The sequence below is a fragment of the Undibacterium sp. TJN25 genome, assembly GCF_049339885.1.
Lineage (GTDB): Bacteria > Pseudomonadota > Gammaproteobacteria > Burkholderiales > Burkholderiaceae_D > Undibacterium.
The window spans coordinates 122,049-138,442 of record NZ_JBMPPM010000005.1 but is presented as its reverse complement, the minus strand read 5'-3'; the positions used below and the strand labels follow the sequence as shown (position 1 = coordinate 138,442).

15 protein-coding genes are annotated in these 16,394 nt (G+C 57.3%); 9 read left to right on the top strand and 6 right to left on the bottom strand.

Annotation, left to right across the window (positions count from 1 at the left end):
• The first annotated feature begins 10 nt into the window (after positions 1-10).
• The 3 genes from cysD to cobA are packed head-to-tail and all read left to right on the top strand — an operon-like array spanning position 11 to position 3,060.
• Entirely contained in the window at positions 11-946 is a 936-nt protein-coding gene (gene cysD / locus ACO0LO_RS13980; RefSeq protein ID WP_422964839.1) for a sulfate adenylyltransferase subunit CysD, read from the top strand.
• Positions 946-2,271, top strand: coding sequence for a sulfate adenylyltransferase subunit 1 (locus tag ACO0LO_RS13975; RefSeq protein WP_422964838.1), 1,326 nt, complete (start codon positions 946-948; stop codon positions 2,269-2,271). The genes cysD and ACO0LO_RS13975 overlap by 1 nt, the downstream gene beginning before the upstream one ends.
• 15 nt (positions 2,272-2,286) lie before the next feature.
• Positions 2,287-3,060 (top strand): uroporphyrinogen-III C-methyltransferase, encoded by a 774-nt coding sequence (gene cobA / locus ACO0LO_RS13970; RefSeq protein WP_422964837.1) that lies wholly within the window; start codon positions 2,287-2,289, stop codon positions 3,058-3,060.
• Positions 3,061-3,083: 23 nt separating this feature from the next.
• Here cobA and ACO0LO_RS13965 read toward each other — a convergent pair whose 3' ends face one another.
• The 4 genes from ACO0LO_RS13965 to lptF all read right to left on the bottom strand — a co-directional run bounded on the left by ACO0LO_RS13965 (position 3,084) and on the right by lptF (position 6,574).
• Positions 3,084-3,836 (bottom strand): substrate-binding periplasmic protein, encoded by a 753-nt coding sequence (locus ACO0LO_RS13965; protein ID WP_422964836.1) that lies wholly within the window; start codon positions 3,834-3,836, stop codon positions 3,084-3,086.
• A gap of 76 nt (positions 3,837-3,912) precedes the next feature.
• Positions 3,913-4,281, bottom strand: coding sequence for a sirohydrochlorin chelatase (locus ACO0LO_RS13960; RefSeq protein WP_422964835.1), 369 nt, complete (start codon positions 4,279-4,281; stop codon positions 3,913-3,915).
• The gene (gene lptG, locus ACO0LO_RS13955; RefSeq protein ID WP_422964834.1) at positions 4,278-5,408 is read right to left on the bottom strand and encodes an LPS export ABC transporter permease LptG; all 1,131 of its coding nucleotides are present in this window, start codon (positions 5,406-5,408) and stop codon (positions 4,278-4,280) included. The genes ACO0LO_RS13960 and lptG overlap by 4 nt, the downstream gene beginning before the upstream one ends.
• On the bottom strand, positions 5,405-6,574 hold the full coding sequence (gene lptF / locus ACO0LO_RS13950; protein ID WP_422964833.1) for an LPS export ABC transporter permease LptF: 1,170 nt from the start codon (positions 6,572-6,574) through the stop codon (positions 5,405-5,407). Before lptF ends, lptG begins: the two co-directional genes overlap by 4 nt.
• A 49-nt stretch (positions 6,575-6,623) precedes the next feature.
• On the opposite strand from lptF, the gene ACO0LO_RS13945 reads away from it, so the two are divergent.
• Both ACO0LO_RS13945 and ACO0LO_RS13940 read left to right on the top strand, forming a co-directional pair.
• Positions 6,624-8,123, top strand: coding sequence for a leucyl aminopeptidase (locus ACO0LO_RS13945; RefSeq protein WP_422964832.1), 1,500 nt, complete (start codon positions 6,624-6,626; stop codon positions 8,121-8,123).
• 143 nt (positions 8,124-8,266) lie between these two features.
• Positions 8,267-10,219: a tetratricopeptide repeat protein gene (locus ACO0LO_RS13940; RefSeq protein ID WP_422964831.1), complete on the top strand. Its 1,953-nt coding sequence runs from the start codon at positions 8,267-8,269 to the stop codon at positions 10,217-10,219.
• Between the two features lie 51 nt (positions 10,220-10,270).
• Here ACO0LO_RS13940 and ACO0LO_RS13935 read toward each other — a convergent pair whose 3' ends face one another.
• The gene (locus ACO0LO_RS13935; RefSeq protein ID WP_422964830.1) at positions 10,271-10,825 is read right to left on the bottom strand and encodes a GNAT family N-acetyltransferase; all 555 of its coding nucleotides are present in this window, start codon (positions 10,823-10,825) and stop codon (positions 10,271-10,273) included.
• Between the two features lie 294 nt (positions 10,826-11,119).
• Here ACO0LO_RS13935 and xth point away from each other — a divergent pair, with 294 nt between their 5' ends.
• From xth to ACO0LO_RS13920, 3 genes are all read left to right on the top strand, one after another.
• Positions 11,120-11,884, top strand: coding sequence for an exodeoxyribonuclease III (gene xth, locus ACO0LO_RS13930; RefSeq protein WP_422964829.1), 765 nt, complete (start codon positions 11,120-11,122; stop codon positions 11,882-11,884).
• 254 nt (positions 11,885-12,138) lie between these two features.
• Positions 12,139-13,461 carry a M48 family metallopeptidase gene (locus ACO0LO_RS13925; protein ID WP_422964828.1) on the top strand — a complete coding sequence of 441 codons (1,323 nt, stop codon included), beginning with the start codon at positions 12,139-12,141 and terminating at the stop codon, positions 13,459-13,461.
• Between the two features lie 404 nt (positions 13,462-13,865).
• The gene (locus tag ACO0LO_RS13920) at positions 13,866-14,363 is read left to right on the top strand and encodes a hypothetical protein (protein ID WP_422964827.1); all 498 of its coding nucleotides are present in this window, start codon (positions 13,866-13,868) and stop codon (positions 14,361-14,363) included.
• A 78-nt stretch (positions 14,364-14,441) separates the two neighbouring features.
• Here ACO0LO_RS13920 and ACO0LO_RS13915 read toward each other — a convergent pair whose 3' ends face one another.
• Positions 14,442-15,539, bottom strand: a complete 1,098-nt coding sequence (locus tag ACO0LO_RS13915; protein ID WP_422964826.1) for a hypothetical protein — start codon at positions 15,537-15,539, stop codon at positions 14,442-14,444.
• Between the two features lie 198 nt (positions 15,540-15,737).
• Here ACO0LO_RS13915 and ACO0LO_RS13910 point away from each other — a divergent pair, with 198 nt between their 5' ends.
• Complete coding sequence (locus ACO0LO_RS13910) at positions 15,738-16,283, top strand: protein tyrosine phosphatase family protein (RefSeq protein WP_422964825.1); 546 nt, start codon at positions 15,738-15,740, stop codon at positions 16,281-16,283.
• Positions 16,284-16,394 lie beyond the last annotated feature (111 nt).

Below are 16,394 nucleotides of genomic sequence, written 5' to 3'. Positions count from 1 at the left end.
GAAGATAAACATGAATAAAGCAGTGGAACACCATTTTATCGATGCCGCGAGCAATCGCCATCTGGACTGGCTGGAATCGGAAGCCATACACATCATGCGCGAAGTGGCGGCGGAATGCAGCAACCCTGCGCTGCTGTTTTCGGGCGGCAAGGATTCGGTCGTACTGCTGCGCATCGCGGAAAAGGCTTTTCGCCCCGGTAAATTCCCTTTCCCGCTCGTGCATATCGACACCGGCCATAATTTCCAGGAAGTGATCGATTTCCGCGACGCCCGCGCCGCGGAACTGGGTGAGAGGCTGATCGTGCGTTCGGTCGAAGATTCGATGAAACGCGGTACGGTGCGCCTGCGCAATCCACTGACCGATTCGCGCAATGCGGCGCAAGCCGTCACATTGCTGGAAACCATTGCGGAATTCAAGTTCGACGCCTGCATAGGCGGCGCCCGCCGCGATGAAGAAAAAGCCCGCGCGAAAGAACGTATTTTCTCTTTCCGCGACGAGTTCGGCCAATGGAACCCGAAAGCCCAGCGCCCTGAGTTGTGGGATCTGTACAATACCCGCGTCCATCCAGGCGAAAACATGCGCGTTTTCCCTATTTCCAACTGGACCGAGCTGGACGTATGGCAGTACATCGCACGCGAGAAGCTGGAACTGCCGCCTATCTATTTCGCCCATGAGCGCCAGGTTATTCCACGCAACGGCCTGCTGGTGCCGCTGACCGACCTGACCCCGGCCAGGGCCGGCGAGACAGTCGAAACCCAAATAGTGCGCTTCCGTACCGTCGGCGATATTTCCTGCACCTGCCCGGTCTCTTCGAATGCAGCGACCGTGGAAGCCATCATCGCGGAAACCGCGGTCACGCAGATTACCGAACGCGGCGCCACCCGGATGGACGACCAGACCTCGGAAGCCTCCATGGAAAAACGTAAAAAAGAAGGATATTTCTGATGACTACCCTGGCGCCCAACATCCTGGCGGAACTGACCAAGGAACGCGGCCTGCTGCGCTTTATCACCGCCGGCTCCGTCGATGACGGCAAGAGCACGCTGATTGGCCGGCTGCTGTTTGACAGCAAGGGCATCTTTGCCGATCAGCTGGACGCGATTTCGCGCGCCAAGCACAAGCGCACCGTGGGCGACACGATAGACCTGTCGCTGCTGACGGACGGCCTGGAAGCGGAACGCGAGCAAGGCATCACCATCGACGTGGCCTACCGCTATTTCGCAACGCCGAAACGCAAGTTCATCATCGCCGATACGCCGGGCCACGAGCAATACACGCGCAATATGGTCACTGGCGCCTCCACTGCCGACGCGGTCATCATTCTGATTGATGTCTCCAAGGTCAAGCTGGGAGACGACGGCAGCGTGGAATTGCTGGTGCAGACCAAGCGCCACTCGACCATCGCCCACCTGCTGCAGATTGAGCATGTGATCGTCGCCGTCAACAAGATGGATCTGGTGAACTACGACCAGACCGTGTACGACCGTATCGTTGCCGCCTATATGGAGTTTGCGACGCAGCTGGGCCTGAAGGATATCCACCCTATTCCGCTGTCGGCGCTGGCCGGCGACAACGTGGTGACTTCCGGCGACAAGATGCCGTGGCACAAGGGCCCTACGCTGATTTCGCTGCTGGAATCGCTGCGCGTCTATGATGATTGCCATGACGAGCCCTTCCGCTTTCCAGTACAGCTGGTGGCGCGTCACAACGGCCACGAGGCAAACGATTTTCGCGGCTATATGGGCCGCATCGAGGCCGGCAAGGTGACAAAAGGTGACAAGCTGGTGGTGCAGCCCAGCGGCCAGCAGGCGACCGTCAAGGACATCCTGACCCTGGAAGGCTCACTGGAATCCGCCGTGGTCGGACAATCGGTAACGCTGCTGCTGGACGAGTACCTGGATATCTCGCGCGGCGACATGCTGGCATCGGCAGACCGCGCTGCAACGCAACTGAAGACCATCAGCGCCGAGCTGTGCTGGCTGTCTGAAGATGCACTGGACCTGCGCCGCAAATACTGGCTGAAGCACACGACCAAGCAGGTAGCCGCCAGGGTCACCGCCATCGATACATTGCTGGACATTAACACCCAGCAAACTCACGCGGCGGAAAGCCTGAAGCTGAACGACATTGCGCGCGTCAGCATCAACGTGCAACAGGCGCTGGCGGTCGACTCGTATGATGCGATCCGCTCCACCGGCTCCTTTATCCTGATCGACGAAGTGACGCACCAGACCGTCGCCGCCGGCATGATACGCCTCAACGACCAGTAAAAAAGAAAGAGCAGCATGCAGCCATCCGCCAGCAATCGTTTTGGAAAGGTCTATCTGATAGGCGCCGGCCCCGGCGCTGCCGACCTGATCACGCTGCGTGGCGCCCGCCTGCTGGCGCAGGCAGACGTGGTACTGCATGATGCGCTGGTCACGGACGAGATGCTGGAACTATGCCCGCAGGCGGTGAAGATTGCCGTGGGCAAGCGCTGCGGTCGGCTGTCGACGGCGCAGCAGTTCATCAACAAGCAGCTGGTGGACAATGCGCGGAAGTACGCGCTTGTGGTGCGCCTCAAAGGGGGCGACCCCATGCTGTTCGGTCGCGCCGATGAAGAACTCAGCGCACTGGAAGCGGCCGGCATCGCCGTGGAAGTGGTGCCCGGCATTACAACCGCGCTGGCCGCTGCAGCCGCCACCAAACAACCCCTAACCAAGCGCGGCGTTGCCCGCAGCGTGGCCTTGTTCACGTCCAGCACCGCACCCGGCGAAAGCGATGAAACCCGCATCCCCGACAGCGATACACTGGTGCAGTACATGGGCGGCAAGGAAGCCGTCTTGACGGCGCAAAGGCTGCTGGCAGCAGGCCGCCCCGCGGACTGGCCGGTGGTTGTGGTGGAAAACTGCAGCCGCGACGACCAGCGCATCTTGCGCCTGAAACTGTCGGATCTGGAGCGCGGCCTTTCGGATTGCGAAGGCCCCGTGCTGGTGATGATGGGTGAATCGCTACGTACCAGGCCCGGCTTTATCGAGCAGCAGCCCGGCTTGCCGGTACCTGCCTGCCTGTCAGCCTAAACTCCCTGGCCGGGACCGATTGGTCAGGGTGTCATGATGCCGTGGCTGTGTGCCATCCGCCCAAATTCCCCGCTTGCCCGCAGACGCTCGAAACCCTGGTCAAACTGCCTGCGCAGCAGGTCGCATGTGCTTTTCTTGCAGAATGCCAGGTAACCGTCCTGCACATCCAGCGTCTGGTGCAGCACGGTAAATTCGCTGCCCAGGTCGCCGGCTTTTAACAGCGCTTCCGTGTTGCGCAGGTTGGCAGCAAGATAGTCGATGCGCCCTGCACTGAGCATGGTCAGCGCATTCGGCAGCGAGTTGGCCACTTCGGGCTGCAGCAGGCCCCGGATGTTTTCAAACTTCGGCCCATAGGCCCAGCCATTGATCACGCCTATCTTGCGTCCGCGCAGCCCCTGGTAGTTGCCGTCCCAGCCATTCTTTTGACCATTGCGAACGTAGAACACCATATAGTCGCGATAGAAGGCCCTGGCTGCAAACGAGAACCGTGCCTCGCGCTCACGCGTCTTGTAGGGGCCTATAAGGATGTCGGCCTGGTCCTCTTCCACCATCAGCTGCGCACGCGCCCACGGATACAGCCCAAACCTTACGGTGTCGCCATTCTGCCTGGCAATTGCTTTCACAATCTCCACGCCGAGGCCGCTATATTCGCCGGCCACGCTACGTTCATAGACCGATGCGAATTCCGTGCCGACCGCCAGAAGCTCGCGCGCATGGGCAGGCAGCGCCGAACTTAGCGCAACAAGGCAAAGCAGGATTTTGAATCGATGCGACATATAGGTATAGCGCGAAAGAATCACCCTTCGCTGCCGGGCAAAAGCCTGACAGAGCACCAAAGAGGACCAAAGAGCCTCACACTGAAGCAATGCAGTAGTCGCTGATGGCGGCCAGTACCGAAGCCTGCTCGCCGACGGCCTCGGCAACGCTCAGCACCAGGGTCGGATGTGTATCCCGCAACTGCTGCACCATGGCGGGCAGGTCGCGCAGCAAATGGCCTCCCTGCCCCAGAAAAACCGGCACCAGCGTAATCTGGGTATGCGCCTGCGCCAGCAAATCCTGAATAAGTTCAGGCAGCGACGGCGTCATCAGTTCAAGGAAGGCCAGCCTTACCGCAACTTCCGGCAGGCGGGCCTGCGTCAGTTCCTGCAGCCGCTGAAATGGGCCGGCCCAACGCGGATCACGTGCGCCATGGGCAAACAGCACCATCGCCGTGGAACTCATTTTCTTTCCATCATCCACAGCGATGTGACGGCTATCGTCAGGAACAGGCAACTGGGAACCAGTGCCGTCACCAGCGCCGGCCATGTGTTCAGCAAGCCCAGATGAGAGAACAGGCTGTTGATCAGGTAGAAGCTCATGCCCAGCATGATGCCGCTGAAGATTTTGAGGCTGATGCCGCCGGTCCTGAAATGCAAATAGGCAAACGGCAGCGCCAGCGCCATCATCACCAGCACGGCAAACGGATAAGTCATCTTTTTCCAGAAGGCGATCTCATAGCGCTCCGTGCCCTGCTTGTTGTCGGCCAGATGCTTGGTGTAGGCTGCCAGATCGTATGCGGACATGCGGTCCGGGTCTACAAACAGCACCGACAGGATATTGGGCGTGATTTCGGACACGAAGTCCTTGCTCGCGGAATTCTTGCTGGCGATAGAGGCAAAGTCTTGCTCTGCCAGGCTCTTGGGGAAACTGGTTTCGCTGACATCAAAGAAGCGCCATGTACTGTTGCCGATAAAGTCAGCCCGCTTTGCAAGGATCTCCTTGGCCAGATGGAATTCGGTATCGAACTCGTACACCTTGAGGCCGACCAGCTGCCTGCTCGGCAGGATTTCCTTGACGTTCAGGAAGCGCGAGCCTATCACCTTGCCTGTAAGTCCGTTTTCACGGATCAGGTCCTTGGTCCACAGGCCGGTGCGGAATTCCTGCGTGATCGGCGTTCCCAGCGCGCTCAGCTTCACCCGCTCTGCCAGCTTGGTGGTATACGGCGACACCAGCTCGCCGAACAGGAAGGTCAACACGACAAAAATCAGGCCTATCTTCGCCAGCATCTTACCGGCCATCACGGTGGACATGCTGGCCGCACGCATGATCGTGAATTCGGAATTGGAGGCAAACTGCGCCAGCACGAAGATGGTGCCGATCAATACAGCGATAGGCATGAACTCGTAGATATAGCCGGGCATGCCCAGCAGCACATACAGCAGCGCATGCTGGATCTTGTACCCGCCTTTGTTGATCGCCTGCAGTTCACCCATCATGTCGAAAAAGGCAAACAGCGCCAGCAGCGCCAGCAGTACAAAGAATACCGAGCGCAGGATTTCAGAGAGAAAATAGCGTTGCAATACCTTCATGAGCCGCTCACCCGCGCCTGCGCCGCATCGGCCATCTTTTTATCTTTTTTGCTATGGAAGCAGCCTTTGAAGCCGCTCCACAATACCAGCGGATGCATGCGGCTGTTGACGTTGATGCGCCACGCAAACGCCAAACCGACCAGGATGACCGCAGCCAGCTGCAGCGGCCACCACGCCATTGTGAAGCGCATGCGGCCCTGCACGACGGATGCCTGCATGATGTTGATCATGTTCAGGTACACCACCACCAGCAGCAAGGCAATGATCAGGTTCGCGGAGCGGCCGACGCGCGGATTGACAAAACCCAGCGGCACCGCCAGAAACATCAGCACAATGCCCATCAGCGGCAGCGACACGCGCCACAGCAGCTCACCCTGGTTATACGAAGAACTCTGATTTTCCAGCAATTCCATCATCGTCATGGATTTTGCCGATTTGTCTTCCGACAAAGACTTGGTCTGCGGCTCCGTCAGGATGCCATAGCGATCAAACTGCATCATCTGGAAATCGCGTTCGGTCGGCAGGCCGTCATAACGGCGACCCTTACTCATGACGACGAACTTGTCGCCGTTCTTGTCGATCTCTATCGAGCCTTCCTTGGCGACGATGACGCTGGAGCGGCCATTGTTGATAGTGTTGACGAAAATATTCTGCACCTTGCCCAAGTCGCCGGCGACGCTCTCGACAAAGAAAATGCGTTCCGACGATGCGGATTCCTGGAATTTGCCGGGGGACACCTTGGCTATATCATCGCGTTTTTCGTAGCGCTGTTTCAGCTCGGCGCTCTGGCGATTAGCCCAGGGTGTACCGAAAAAAGTCAGCAAGGCTGTCAGCACGATCACCGGCAAGCCGAAAAACGCTACGGGCCTGATCCAGCTCAGCAGGCTCACGCCGGAGGCGAACCAGACCACCATTTCAGAATCCTGGTAGCTGCGCGTCACTGCCCACAGCACGGAGATAAAGCCCGTCAATATCAGCAACACAGGCAAATATCCGAGCGACGTAAAGCCGATCAGCGCGATGACGTCGGCAGACGCAACTTTCCCCCCCGCGGCCTGTCCAAGGATCTTGATGAGCATGACCGTGATGACGATGGTGAACAAAGTTGTGAAGACAGCACCCGCAGTACTGAGCAATTCACGTCGAAGCGCGCGCTGAAAAATCATTCGGGGATTATAATGTCCGTTTTACGAGACTTACAAAGAGGAGTAATAAGTGGACTTTAGCATAAAAACAATCGACGCAAAAAGTACATTCAATGCCATTAAAACTGGCTGCGTAGTCGTTGGTGTATACGAAAATAAGAAATTATCCGCTGCTGCTGCCGGCCTGGATAAACAGGGCCAGATCGCCGCCGCGCTGAAAGCAGGCGATATTACAGGAAAACCGGGTTCCACGCTGCTCTTGCGTAACGTAGGCGACATCGCCGCGGAACGCGTATTGTTGGTAGGCCTTGGAGAGGAATCCGTTGCGGTTGCCGACAAAACCTTCACGCTGGCAAGCCAGGTGATTGCTCGCACACTGGCCGGCCTGGGCGCAAATGATGTTGTTATGGCATTACCTGCGGTAAAAGACAGGGATAGCGGCTGGGCATTGCGCACTGCCGTACTGGCTTTCCGTGAATCAATATTCCGTGCCGACGGACTCAAAAGCAAAAAAGAAGCCTCCGTCAGCAATGTCAAGAAAGTCGCATTTGCAGTCGCAGCAGCCGAAGGCGCCGCTGCAAAAAATGCCCTGGCCCAGAGTATCGCTTTGGCCAACGGCATGGACCTGACCAAGGAACTGGGCAACCTGCCACCGAACATCTGCACGCCTACCTACCTGGCAACGACCGCCAAAAAACTGGCAGCAGATTACAAGATGGGCGTTGAAATCCTGGACCGCAAGCAATTGCAGGCGCTGAAGATGGGCAGTTTCCTGTCCGTCACCAATGGCAGCGTGGAACCGCCGAAATTCATCGTGCTGAAGCACCTGGGCGGCAAAACCAAGGATGCGCCTACCGTGCTGGTCGGTAAAGGCATCACGTTTGACACCGGCGGCATCTCGCTGAAACCGGGCGCCAACATGGATGAAATGAAATACGACATGGGCGGCGCCGCTTCGGTGCTGGGCACCATGCGCGCGATCGGCGAAATGAAGCTGAAGCTGAACGTCATTGCCGTCATCCCTACCTGCGAAAATATGCCTTCCGGCAGCGCGACACGGCCTGGCGACATCGTCACGTCAATGTCCGGCCAGACGATAGAAATCCTGAACACCGATGCAGAAGGCCGCCTGATCCTGTGCGACGCGCTGACCTATGTAGAGCGTTTCAAGCCGGCAGCCGTGGTCGACGTTGCAACGCTGACGGGCGCCTGCGTCACTGCGCTGGGCCACCACAACAGCGGCCTGTTCACACGCCATGACGACGCGCATGATGCTCTGGCCAATGAATTGCTGGCAGCCGGCAAGCAAACTGGCGACACCGCATGGCGCATGCCTATCGAGGAATCCTATAACGAACAGCTGAAATCCAATTTCGCCGATATGGCCAATATCGGCGGCCCGGCAGGCGGCAGCATTACCGCAGCCTGCTTCCTGGAGCGCTACACGAAGAAATACACGTGGGCCCACTTGGATATCGCTGGCACAGCATGGAAATCCGGCCCGGCCAAAGGCTCCACCGGCCGTCCGGTGCCTTTGCTGACCACGTTCCTGATCAACCGCGCGGGATAAGCAATTCCCATCGTAAATGCCGGGCTTGCTCACAGGCCCGGCATTTACTGCAATCGATCAAATGAGCCGCAGGCTGCATGAATTTGCACACTGCGGCTTTTTATTGGGCACTGGCTTAATCGCATCGTTTACCATCTGTTTTCATGAGCAAACACCCATCCCTGCCCCCCAATTCAGCTGTGCAGCAGCTGGCATTGCTGATCGACAGCCAGGAGTTTGAGCAAGGCCTGCAGCTGGCACGCACGGCAATTGAGCAAGGACTGCGCGACGCCAACCTGTATTACCTGGCAGGCGTGTGCGCGGTGCATAGCCGGCTGCCGCGGCAGGCCGAAGAATTCTGGCGGCTGGCGCTGGGGAACCATCCTTCCCATGCGGAAGCGCAGGCCAATCTCGCCACCTTGCTGCATGAACTGAAGCGGCCTGCCGAGGCAGAGGTTTGCTACCGCTCCGCCTTGCGCCTGGACCCCGGCAATGCCTACTTGCATGCGCGTTTCGCAGGGCTGCTGGCCTCACGCAGGCATGCCGGCGAGTCAGAGCACCACTACCGGCAGGCGCTGGACCTGGATCCGTCGGACGCGCGCAGCCATGCCAACCTGGGCGTCCTGCTCGCCTCCGTGCATAAAAACGAAGAAGCGGAACAGCACTACCGGCAAGCGCTGGCGCTGGAACCCGGCAATGCTTCCACCCACATCAACCTGGGCTTGCTGCTGGCCGGAAAAAATGCGCTACCGGCTGCCCAGCAATGCTATTCCCGCGCACTGGAACTGGAGCCCGGCAATGCCGCGGCATTCAGCAACCTGGGCCTGCTGCTGGAGCAGGATGGCAACGACACGCTGGCGGCTCAATGCCATCGCAAGGCTGCAGGGCTGACCCCGGATTCCCGGAAAATATTATGCAACCTTGGAAATTTTCTGGCAAAACTGCATCAGCATGAAGAAGCGGAGCAGTTGTACCGGCGGGCAACAGCCTTGCCGGCGGATGTGGAAAATGCCGTTGAAGCCGCCGCAGCCTGTACCAGCCTGGGCGTGTTGCTGACGGATACCGGCCGCGTAGAAGAAGCGGAAAGCTATTTCAGGGAGGCGATGCAGCTTGATCCCGCCTATCCGCTGGCTGCATCCAACCTGGCCTTGCTACTGCTGCAGCAAGGGCGCTATACGGAAGCCTGGCCTTACTACGAAGCCAGGCATGACCCGCTGATGGCCAAGCCCATGGCGCGCCCTCCCGCGTCTTGCGGTTCGCTGTGGCAAGGCGAGGACCTTACCGGAAAAACGATGCTGGTCTGGCCGGAACAGGGGCTAGGCGACTTGATCCACTTCAGCCGCTACATCCCTATGCTTAAACAACGCGGCGCGACCCACGTGACCGTGGCATGCCGCGCCAGCCTGCAGCCGCTGCTGTCCACGCTGGACGGTGTAGACCGCTGCCTGATACTGGAAGAAGGTACGCCTTCAGTCGCCTTCAATTATTGCGTGCTGGCGATGAGCCTGCCGGGCTTGCTGCAGATGCACTCAGCCGCATTGCCGGCCGCCCTGCCCTACCTGCACTCACTGCCGGAGCGCCGCAGCTATTGGACGCAGCGGCTGGCCGCGAATGCAGGCACCCCAAAATGGCGCATCGGCCTGGCATGGGATGGCAATGCCCGGCACTCCAACGATGCCGAGCGCTCCTTGGGCAGCGCGGACAAGTTTGCCCCCTTGTGGGGCATAGACGGCGTACAGTGGATCAGCCTGCAACAATCTGCGGCGGCTGTGCCCACGCCCGCCGGGCTGGATACCCAGGCATGGCTGGCGCTGGGGCACGAACTGCGCGATTTTGCCGATACCGCGGCGATAGTGGAAATGTTGGATCTGGTGATCAGCGTGGATACGTCGGTGGCCCATCTGACGGGGGCGCTGGGCAAAGCCTGCTGGATCTTGCTGCCCGCGTATAAAACAGATTGGCGCTGGCTGGAAAGCAGCAGCAGCAGCAGCAGCAGCGACAGCACGCCGTGGTACCCGGACGTGATGCGGTTATTCCGCCAGCCGCGCCGTGGCGACTGGGACAGTCCGCTCAATGCTGTTGCAAGTGAACTGAAGAAAAGACTGCAAGCAGGCTGAAGGCGCCGTGCTGCATCTGGCGCCGGCCCGGCCTGCTTGTACCGGATTATCTTAAACGGCGTTTTGTGCAGTGCAACCGCAAAATAATTTTTTCAGCTGTTCTTCAGGCATGGCAGGGCCGCTCAACTGCTTGATCAGCTTATAGCCGGCCGTGCCGAAGGCAGAAGTCGCATCGCCGCAGCCGATGAAGCCATTGCGCAGGTAAAAATCCCGGGCGCTGGCAGTGCTCAGCACCTTGACCCAGGGTAGTTTCCATTCGCTAGCCTTTTGCTCCAGGCCTTTCAGTAATTCTTTGCCGGCGCCTTTGTACAAGGTTTCCGGGATCACATAGCACAAGGCAATCTTTCCGCCCCGGGTCAGCAGGGCAACGCCCACCACCTCATCGCCATAAGTCGCCAGCAATGCATAATTGGCCGCGGAAGAAAACCAGGTCGCGACCATATCCGAGTTCTTGTTTCCCAGCCATGCGGCCAGGATCGCCTCATCGTTCCTGTGATCCTCCTGGCAACACTCGGAAATCGAACGGCGCAGGGCTTCACAAGCCGCGGCTGCATCGGCCGGCGTAGCCGACCTGACTTCAATATCCATCTGTACACGTGCGTGCATTCCTTGTAACCCCCTCACCCGGCAAGCCCTGTTCAATATTGTTAAAAGTCGACCGAATCTGAGTCTTTACAATCAGCCCGATTTCAGTTCGCTTTTTATTATTGTTCTAAAGCATGAAACATGCCGGTACTCAATAAAATAGTCAATAGGGGGAATGGAAAGTCCGTCGCAAAATATACTCATCCATTGTCAAACTGTGTGAATTCGTATAAATAATTCATCGCGCTGGAGGATACGGTAAAATCCTGCCGATGTGCGCCACCGGCGCTTTTTATCATTTTTAAGCAGATGCCCATGAAATTAGCGACGTGGAATGTAAACTCCCTGAAGGTACGCCTGCCACAGGTACTGCAATGGCTGGCGGATAACCCGGTTGATGTGCTCTGTATCCAGGAGACCAAGCTCACCGACGACAAATTCCCCGCCGCTGAAATCCAGGCTGCCGGCTACCAGGTCGTCTATACCGGGCAAAAAACCTATAACGGCGTAGCCATCCTGTCGCGCTATCCGATAGACGCCGTCGTCAAAAACAATCCCTTGTTTGAAGACGAACACCAGCGCATCATTTCAGCCACAATACAGGGCATGCGCATCATCTGCGCCTACATACCGAATGGGCAGTCGCTGGAGTCGGACAAATACCAGTACAAGCTCAAATGGCTGGCGGCGCTGCATGACTGGATACAGCAGGAAATGGCCGTGCATCCGCAGCTGGCACTGCTGGGTGACTACAACATCGCGCCGGAAGACCGCGACGTGCACGACCCCGCGGCGTGGGAGGGCATGAACCTCGTCTCCCCCGCCGAACGCGCCGCGCTGCAAAAACTGATCGACCTGGGCCTGACAGATTCCTTCCGCATGTTTGAGCAGGCGGAAAAATCCTTCAGCTGGTGGGATTACCGCCAGCTCGGCTTCCGCCTGAACAAGGGCGTCAGGATAGACCATATCCTGCTGTCGCCGCCGCTGGCGGCGAACTGCACCGCCTGCGTCATTGACAGGGTGCCGCGCAAATGGGAACAGCCGTCCGACCATGCTCCCGTCATTGCCACACTAAGCTGACGCATTCATGCCACGCGGTGCCCCTCTGGCACCGCCATAGACCTGTGCCGCCCCGGCACCGCACATACACTCATGCTCCACGATTTCGGCAGCAATGCCCGAAATTTGTCATTCATCCCCGGATTTTCGCGTTTCGTCTCAATCTCCCTCCAGATATTTATTGTCGAATTAAAATCGGCTGCTAGACTCCTTTGAGTATTATTGCAACATGGGCGTCTGGAAAAAATAAACTATATAAATAAAGGGGAATTGCCTTGTTTAAAAAACTGTTCTGGCTATTGCCGGCGGCATGCGTGATCCTGGCTGCCATCATCGGAATGTCCGCACCCGTTTCACAAAGTTCCGCGTCGCGCGCGACCGCGGAGATAGCGCCGGTTCCCGATTCGTGGAGAGCAGCTTTGCCGCGCGACCCGGTAGCCGCAACCGATGCCTATATGGCGCGCATCTCGCCCGCTGCCAAGGCGCGCTCGGACGCCTACTTTGAAGGAGGTTACTGGATGCAGGTATTGTCGCTCGCCGCCGGACTGGCTGCCTGCTGGGTGCTGCTGGCTTCCGGCGTGCTGGTGCGTTTGCGCGAGCGCAGGGATCAGCGCGGCAAATGGCGCTGGCTGACATCGTTGATGATCTTCGCGAGCTTTATACTGTTAAGCGCAGTGCTTACCTCACCGCTGGACATCTATCAGGGGTTTTACCGCGAACATCTGTACGGCCTGGCCAATCAACACTTGCTCCCATGGCTCAGCGACGTTGCCATTGGGCTGGCGGTGAACCTGGCCGGCGGTTCCCTGATGCTGCTGGCGATCTATACCGTCATACGCAAGCTGCCCAAAACCTGGTGGATATGGGGGGCCGGCCTCGGTGTCGGTTTCCTGTGTGTGCTGCTGCTGATAGGACCGGTGTACATCGACCCGCTGTTCAATACCTACAAGCCGCTGGCCGATGAGAGCATCAAGGCGCCAATACTATCGATGGCCCGCGCCAATGGCGTGCCAGCCGATAATGTCTACGAATTCGATGCGTCAAAACAGAGCAACCGCGTCAGCGCCAATGTCAGCGGCATCTTTGGCAGCGCTTCGGTGCGCCTGAACGACAACCTGCTGAAACGCGCTTCGCCGGCTGAAATTAAAGGCGTGATGGGGCATGAACTGGGTCACTATGTGCTGGGTCACATTTACCATTTCATCCTCAGCTTCGGGCTTATCCTGGTACTGGGGTTCGTGTTCCTGCAAAAGAGCATGCAGTGGAGCATACGAAAATGGGGCAGCCGTTTCGGCGTCCGCGACCAGGCTGACCCTGCGGGGCTGCCCCTGTTTATCGCACTGTTCACTGTGTACATGTTCGCGATGACGCCTGTACTCAATACCATCATCCGGACCAGCGAAGCCGAGGCCGACATCTTTGGCATCAACACCTCACAGGAGCCGGACGGCTTTGCGGAAGCCGAACTGAAGTTGACGGAATACCGCAAGTCCGACCCCGGCCCAGTGGAAGAATTTTTGTTCTTCGATCATCCCAGCCCGAGAAAACGCATCTACGCGGCGCTGCGCTGGAAAGCCGAGCACTGGAAATCGCCGTAAGCAACAAGCCGTCTGCATAAAATATCCGCCGCATTCGCGGCGGACTCCATTCCTCCGCCGCGTTCCATTCCTTGCGCTTTCGCGCCCCTCCACTCCCCTATCAATCGCCGGAAAATCCGGCATATTTTTTTGTGCGCCAGCGCACCGATCATTTCCCTGTGGGTACATATACTGGTCTCGCAATTAGAAAAAGATTCGTTTGTACGAAGATCTTGTTCGCAATCAGCGTTGAAACTTGTGGATGTAAGCAATTGAAACAAATGCCTTTACAAGAAATTCATCGTCAACCGCACTTGTAAGACCCTCGTTATACAAGCACAGGCAATACACAAAACGCGTAAAACGCAAAGCCTCCTGTTCTTGTTATTGAGTGTTTTTTCCAACAATTTTAAAAGGATATAAAAATGAATAAATTATTGACTGCTCTGATCGCAAGCCTGTTTGCCACTGCGGCGTTTGCCCAGACTCCTGCTCCTGCAACAGCCGCGCCTGCCGCAACTCCTGCTGTCGTGAAAGCAGAAGCTAAAGCCGATAAATCGACAAACAAGGCTGTTGCTTCGGAAGCCAAGACCGATATGAAAGCCGACGACAAAGTTGAAAAAACGGAAGTGAAGGCAGCAAAATCGAAAGACAAGGCACATCGCAAGGCAGCACAAGCCAAAGCGGAAGCCGGCGCCAAAGTAGTTGGTGCAGACAGCGACGATAAAGCAAAAACAGAAGCCAAGGCCGACAAGACAGCCGCCAAGGCCGATGAAAAAGCAGAAAAAGCCGACATCAAGGCCAACACCAAAGTAGCGAAAGCAAAAGTGGAAGCCAATGCCGACAAAGCAAAAGCCAAAGCAGAAACCGATGCTACTGCCGCCAAAGGCAATGCAGACGTGAAGGCAGCTGCTGCGAAATAATCGGCAACTGTAGTTGCCGGCACAAAGTAGAAGGGACGGCCGAGGCCGTCCCTTCTTTTTTCGCATGCAGGCCTTGTTCTATACAGTCAGATCAATCTGCTGCAATGCTCCAGCCTGGCCATCTTCCGAAATCCAGACACCGGACGAGCGCAGCTGGCCCTGCGTGTTGTTTTGCGCGTCCTTGAACTGAAATGATGTGCCTGCGCTTCCCAGGTACAGCGCGCCGACACCGGCATCCTTCAGCGAAGTGAGTTTATCGGCGCCGCTGCTGTCTTTGGTCCAGACCTGCAGATTCTGGAAGGCCGGATCGTTCTCATCGATCCAGCCGTTGCCATCACTGTCCAGCGCCTGCAATTCCTTGAAACCATTGCCTGTCGCCGGCCCGAACAGTTCACTGCCGTCATTGATCTTGCCATCGCCGTTCTTGTCCAGCGCCAGGAAGCCGCCGCCCTGCACAAAAGAGATGTTATCCGCCTTGCCGTCGGCATTCAGGTCGAACGAAAATTTTTGCGATGACAGGCTCACCGAACTGCCGGCGAAGTTAATGACCAACGGATCCACCGCCTTGGCATCGCCGGCCCGTACGCTGACCTTGTCTGTGGAAGAATAGCTGTGCTGCAAGTCGACAGACAAGTCAAATTTGAGTTCCTTGCCATCTTCGGTCTGTATGACACCGCTGGCCTGGAAGGAGGATTGCTCGGTCTCGGTCGTTGTCGTGGTCTTGTCGTATTCAAGACCCCATCCGGCGCTGGGCTTTTCCTGCACCGGGGCGCCGTCCTGCTGGCTGTTCGTGATCGCCTCGTTCAATGCACTCGCATCAAATACGTTGATTTTCTTACCCAGAAAATATTCCAGGATTTGCTGGATCAGCGTTACCACCGGATCTTTGCTTCCGCCCTCATCGACCGCTTGCGCCCCGGAGGTGGCAGCAGCCGCTGCTGCGGCTTTTGCGCCATCCTTTTTATCGTTGCCGATAGCAGCGCGGGCCCCGTCCGATATCTGCACCTTGCTGGACGAATTATTTTGCGCCGTATTGTTCCTGTCTGTAGCGGCCTTGCCCTGCGCTGTATCGGCACGTTTGCCATCGACCCAGGCATGCAAATTCTCATTGATGCTATGTGTCTGCGTGGCGCCATGGCTGGCACCCAGAGCGATGTCTGAAGAAGCGATTTTCATAATGTACCTTTGCCCCGATTTCCCTCGGCCAGCCGAAACCTCGCTTCAGCCTCGTGAAACTTATTTCAACAGCCCGCATCAAATGGACGAGTTATATCGCCACCAGATAGTTAACGGCCCTCCTTGAAAATACTTAAGAAAATTTTTCTTCGATGCTGCTGGGCATCATTTACACTATGCATCCCACATGGAGACAACATGATCAGATTCTCATTTTTGCAGGTAAACCTGATGATCTGCCTGCTGTTCGGCAATGCTGCTGCGCATGCAGAAAACACCAGCGTGAAGCCACCGGATAATTTTATCGCCTGGCGCGCGGGTCTCAGTTCCGCCGCCCAGCCGTCAAGCAAATATCTGGAACAGGCTGGACAAATGAAATACCAGCTTGTGATCAACCTTGCGCCGCCGGAGAGCTGGGGATCGATAGAAAACGAAGGAGCGCTTATCGGCAAACAGGGCCTGGCCTATGTCAATATTCCTGTCAGCTTCGAGGAGCCCAGGGCGGAAGACTTTGAGCTGTTCAGCGGCATGCTGCAGGCGGCCGCCGGAAAAAATGTGCTCGTTCATTGCCAGGCCAACTTCCGGGGTTCGTCCTTCGTGTTCCTGTATCGCGTGATAGTCGAAAAAATACCCGTGCAGGAGGCCGCTGCAAAACTGACCGCGGTATGGGTGCCGGATGCAGCCTGGAAAAAATTTATCCAGGAAACCCTGGCAAGCCATGGCTACAAGGAAGACTTCCTGTAAGGACGCAACAGAATGCGAAAAGCGGTGCTGGAAATGTTATCATTCCCGGGGACGCGGCCAGGTTTGATCGGGCCTGACCGGACTGTATAAAATCAAAATAGATCACCAGAC

Coding starts and splice junctions, on each gene's coding strand:
- ACO0LO_RS13935 (WP_422964830.1), bottom strand. CDS start 10,825: ATGCACGCACGTGTACAGATGGATATTGAAGTCAGGTCGGCTACGCCG.
- ACO0LO_RS13920 (WP_422964827.1), top strand. CDS start 13,866: ATGAATAAATTATTGACTGCTCTGATCGCAAGCCTGTTTGCCACTGCG.
- ACO0LO_RS13960 (WP_422964835.1), bottom strand. CDS start 4,281: ATGAGTTCCACGGCGATGGTGCTGTTTGCCCATGGCGCACGTGATCCG.
- ACO0LO_RS13910 (WP_422964825.1), top strand. CDS start 15,738: ATGATCAGATTCTCATTTTTGCAGGTAAACCTGATGATCTGCCTGCTG.
- cobA (WP_422964837.1), top strand. CDS start 2,287: ATGCAGCCATCCGCCAGCAATCGTTTTGGAAAGGTCTATCTGATAGGC.
- ACO0LO_RS13975 (WP_422964838.1), top strand. CDS start 946: ATGACTACCCTGGCGCCCAACATCCTGGCGGAACTGACCAAGGAACGC.
- xth (WP_422964829.1), top strand. CDS start 11,120: ATGAAATTAGCGACGTGGAATGTAAACTCCCTGAAGGTACGCCTGCCA.
- lptG (WP_422964834.1), bottom strand. CDS start 5,408: ATGAAGGTATTGCAACGCTATTTTCTCTCTGAAATCCTGCGCTCGGTA.
- ACO0LO_RS13940 (WP_422964831.1), top strand. CDS start 8,267: ATGAGCAAACACCCATCCCTGCCCCCCAATTCAGCTGTGCAGCAGCTG.
- ACO0LO_RS13915 (WP_422964826.1), bottom strand. CDS start 15,539: ATGAAAATCGCTTCTTCAGACATCGCTCTGGGTGCCAGCCATGGCGCC.
- lptF (WP_422964833.1), bottom strand. CDS start 6,574: ATGATTTTTCAGCGCGCGCTTCGACGTGAATTGCTCAGTACTGCGGGT.
- cysD (WP_422964839.1), top strand. CDS start 11: ATGAATAAAGCAGTGGAACACCATTTTATCGATGCCGCGAGCAATCGC.
- ACO0LO_RS13965 (WP_422964836.1), bottom strand. CDS start 3,836: ATGTCGCATCGATTCAAAATCCTGCTTTGCCTTGTTGCGCTAAGTTCG.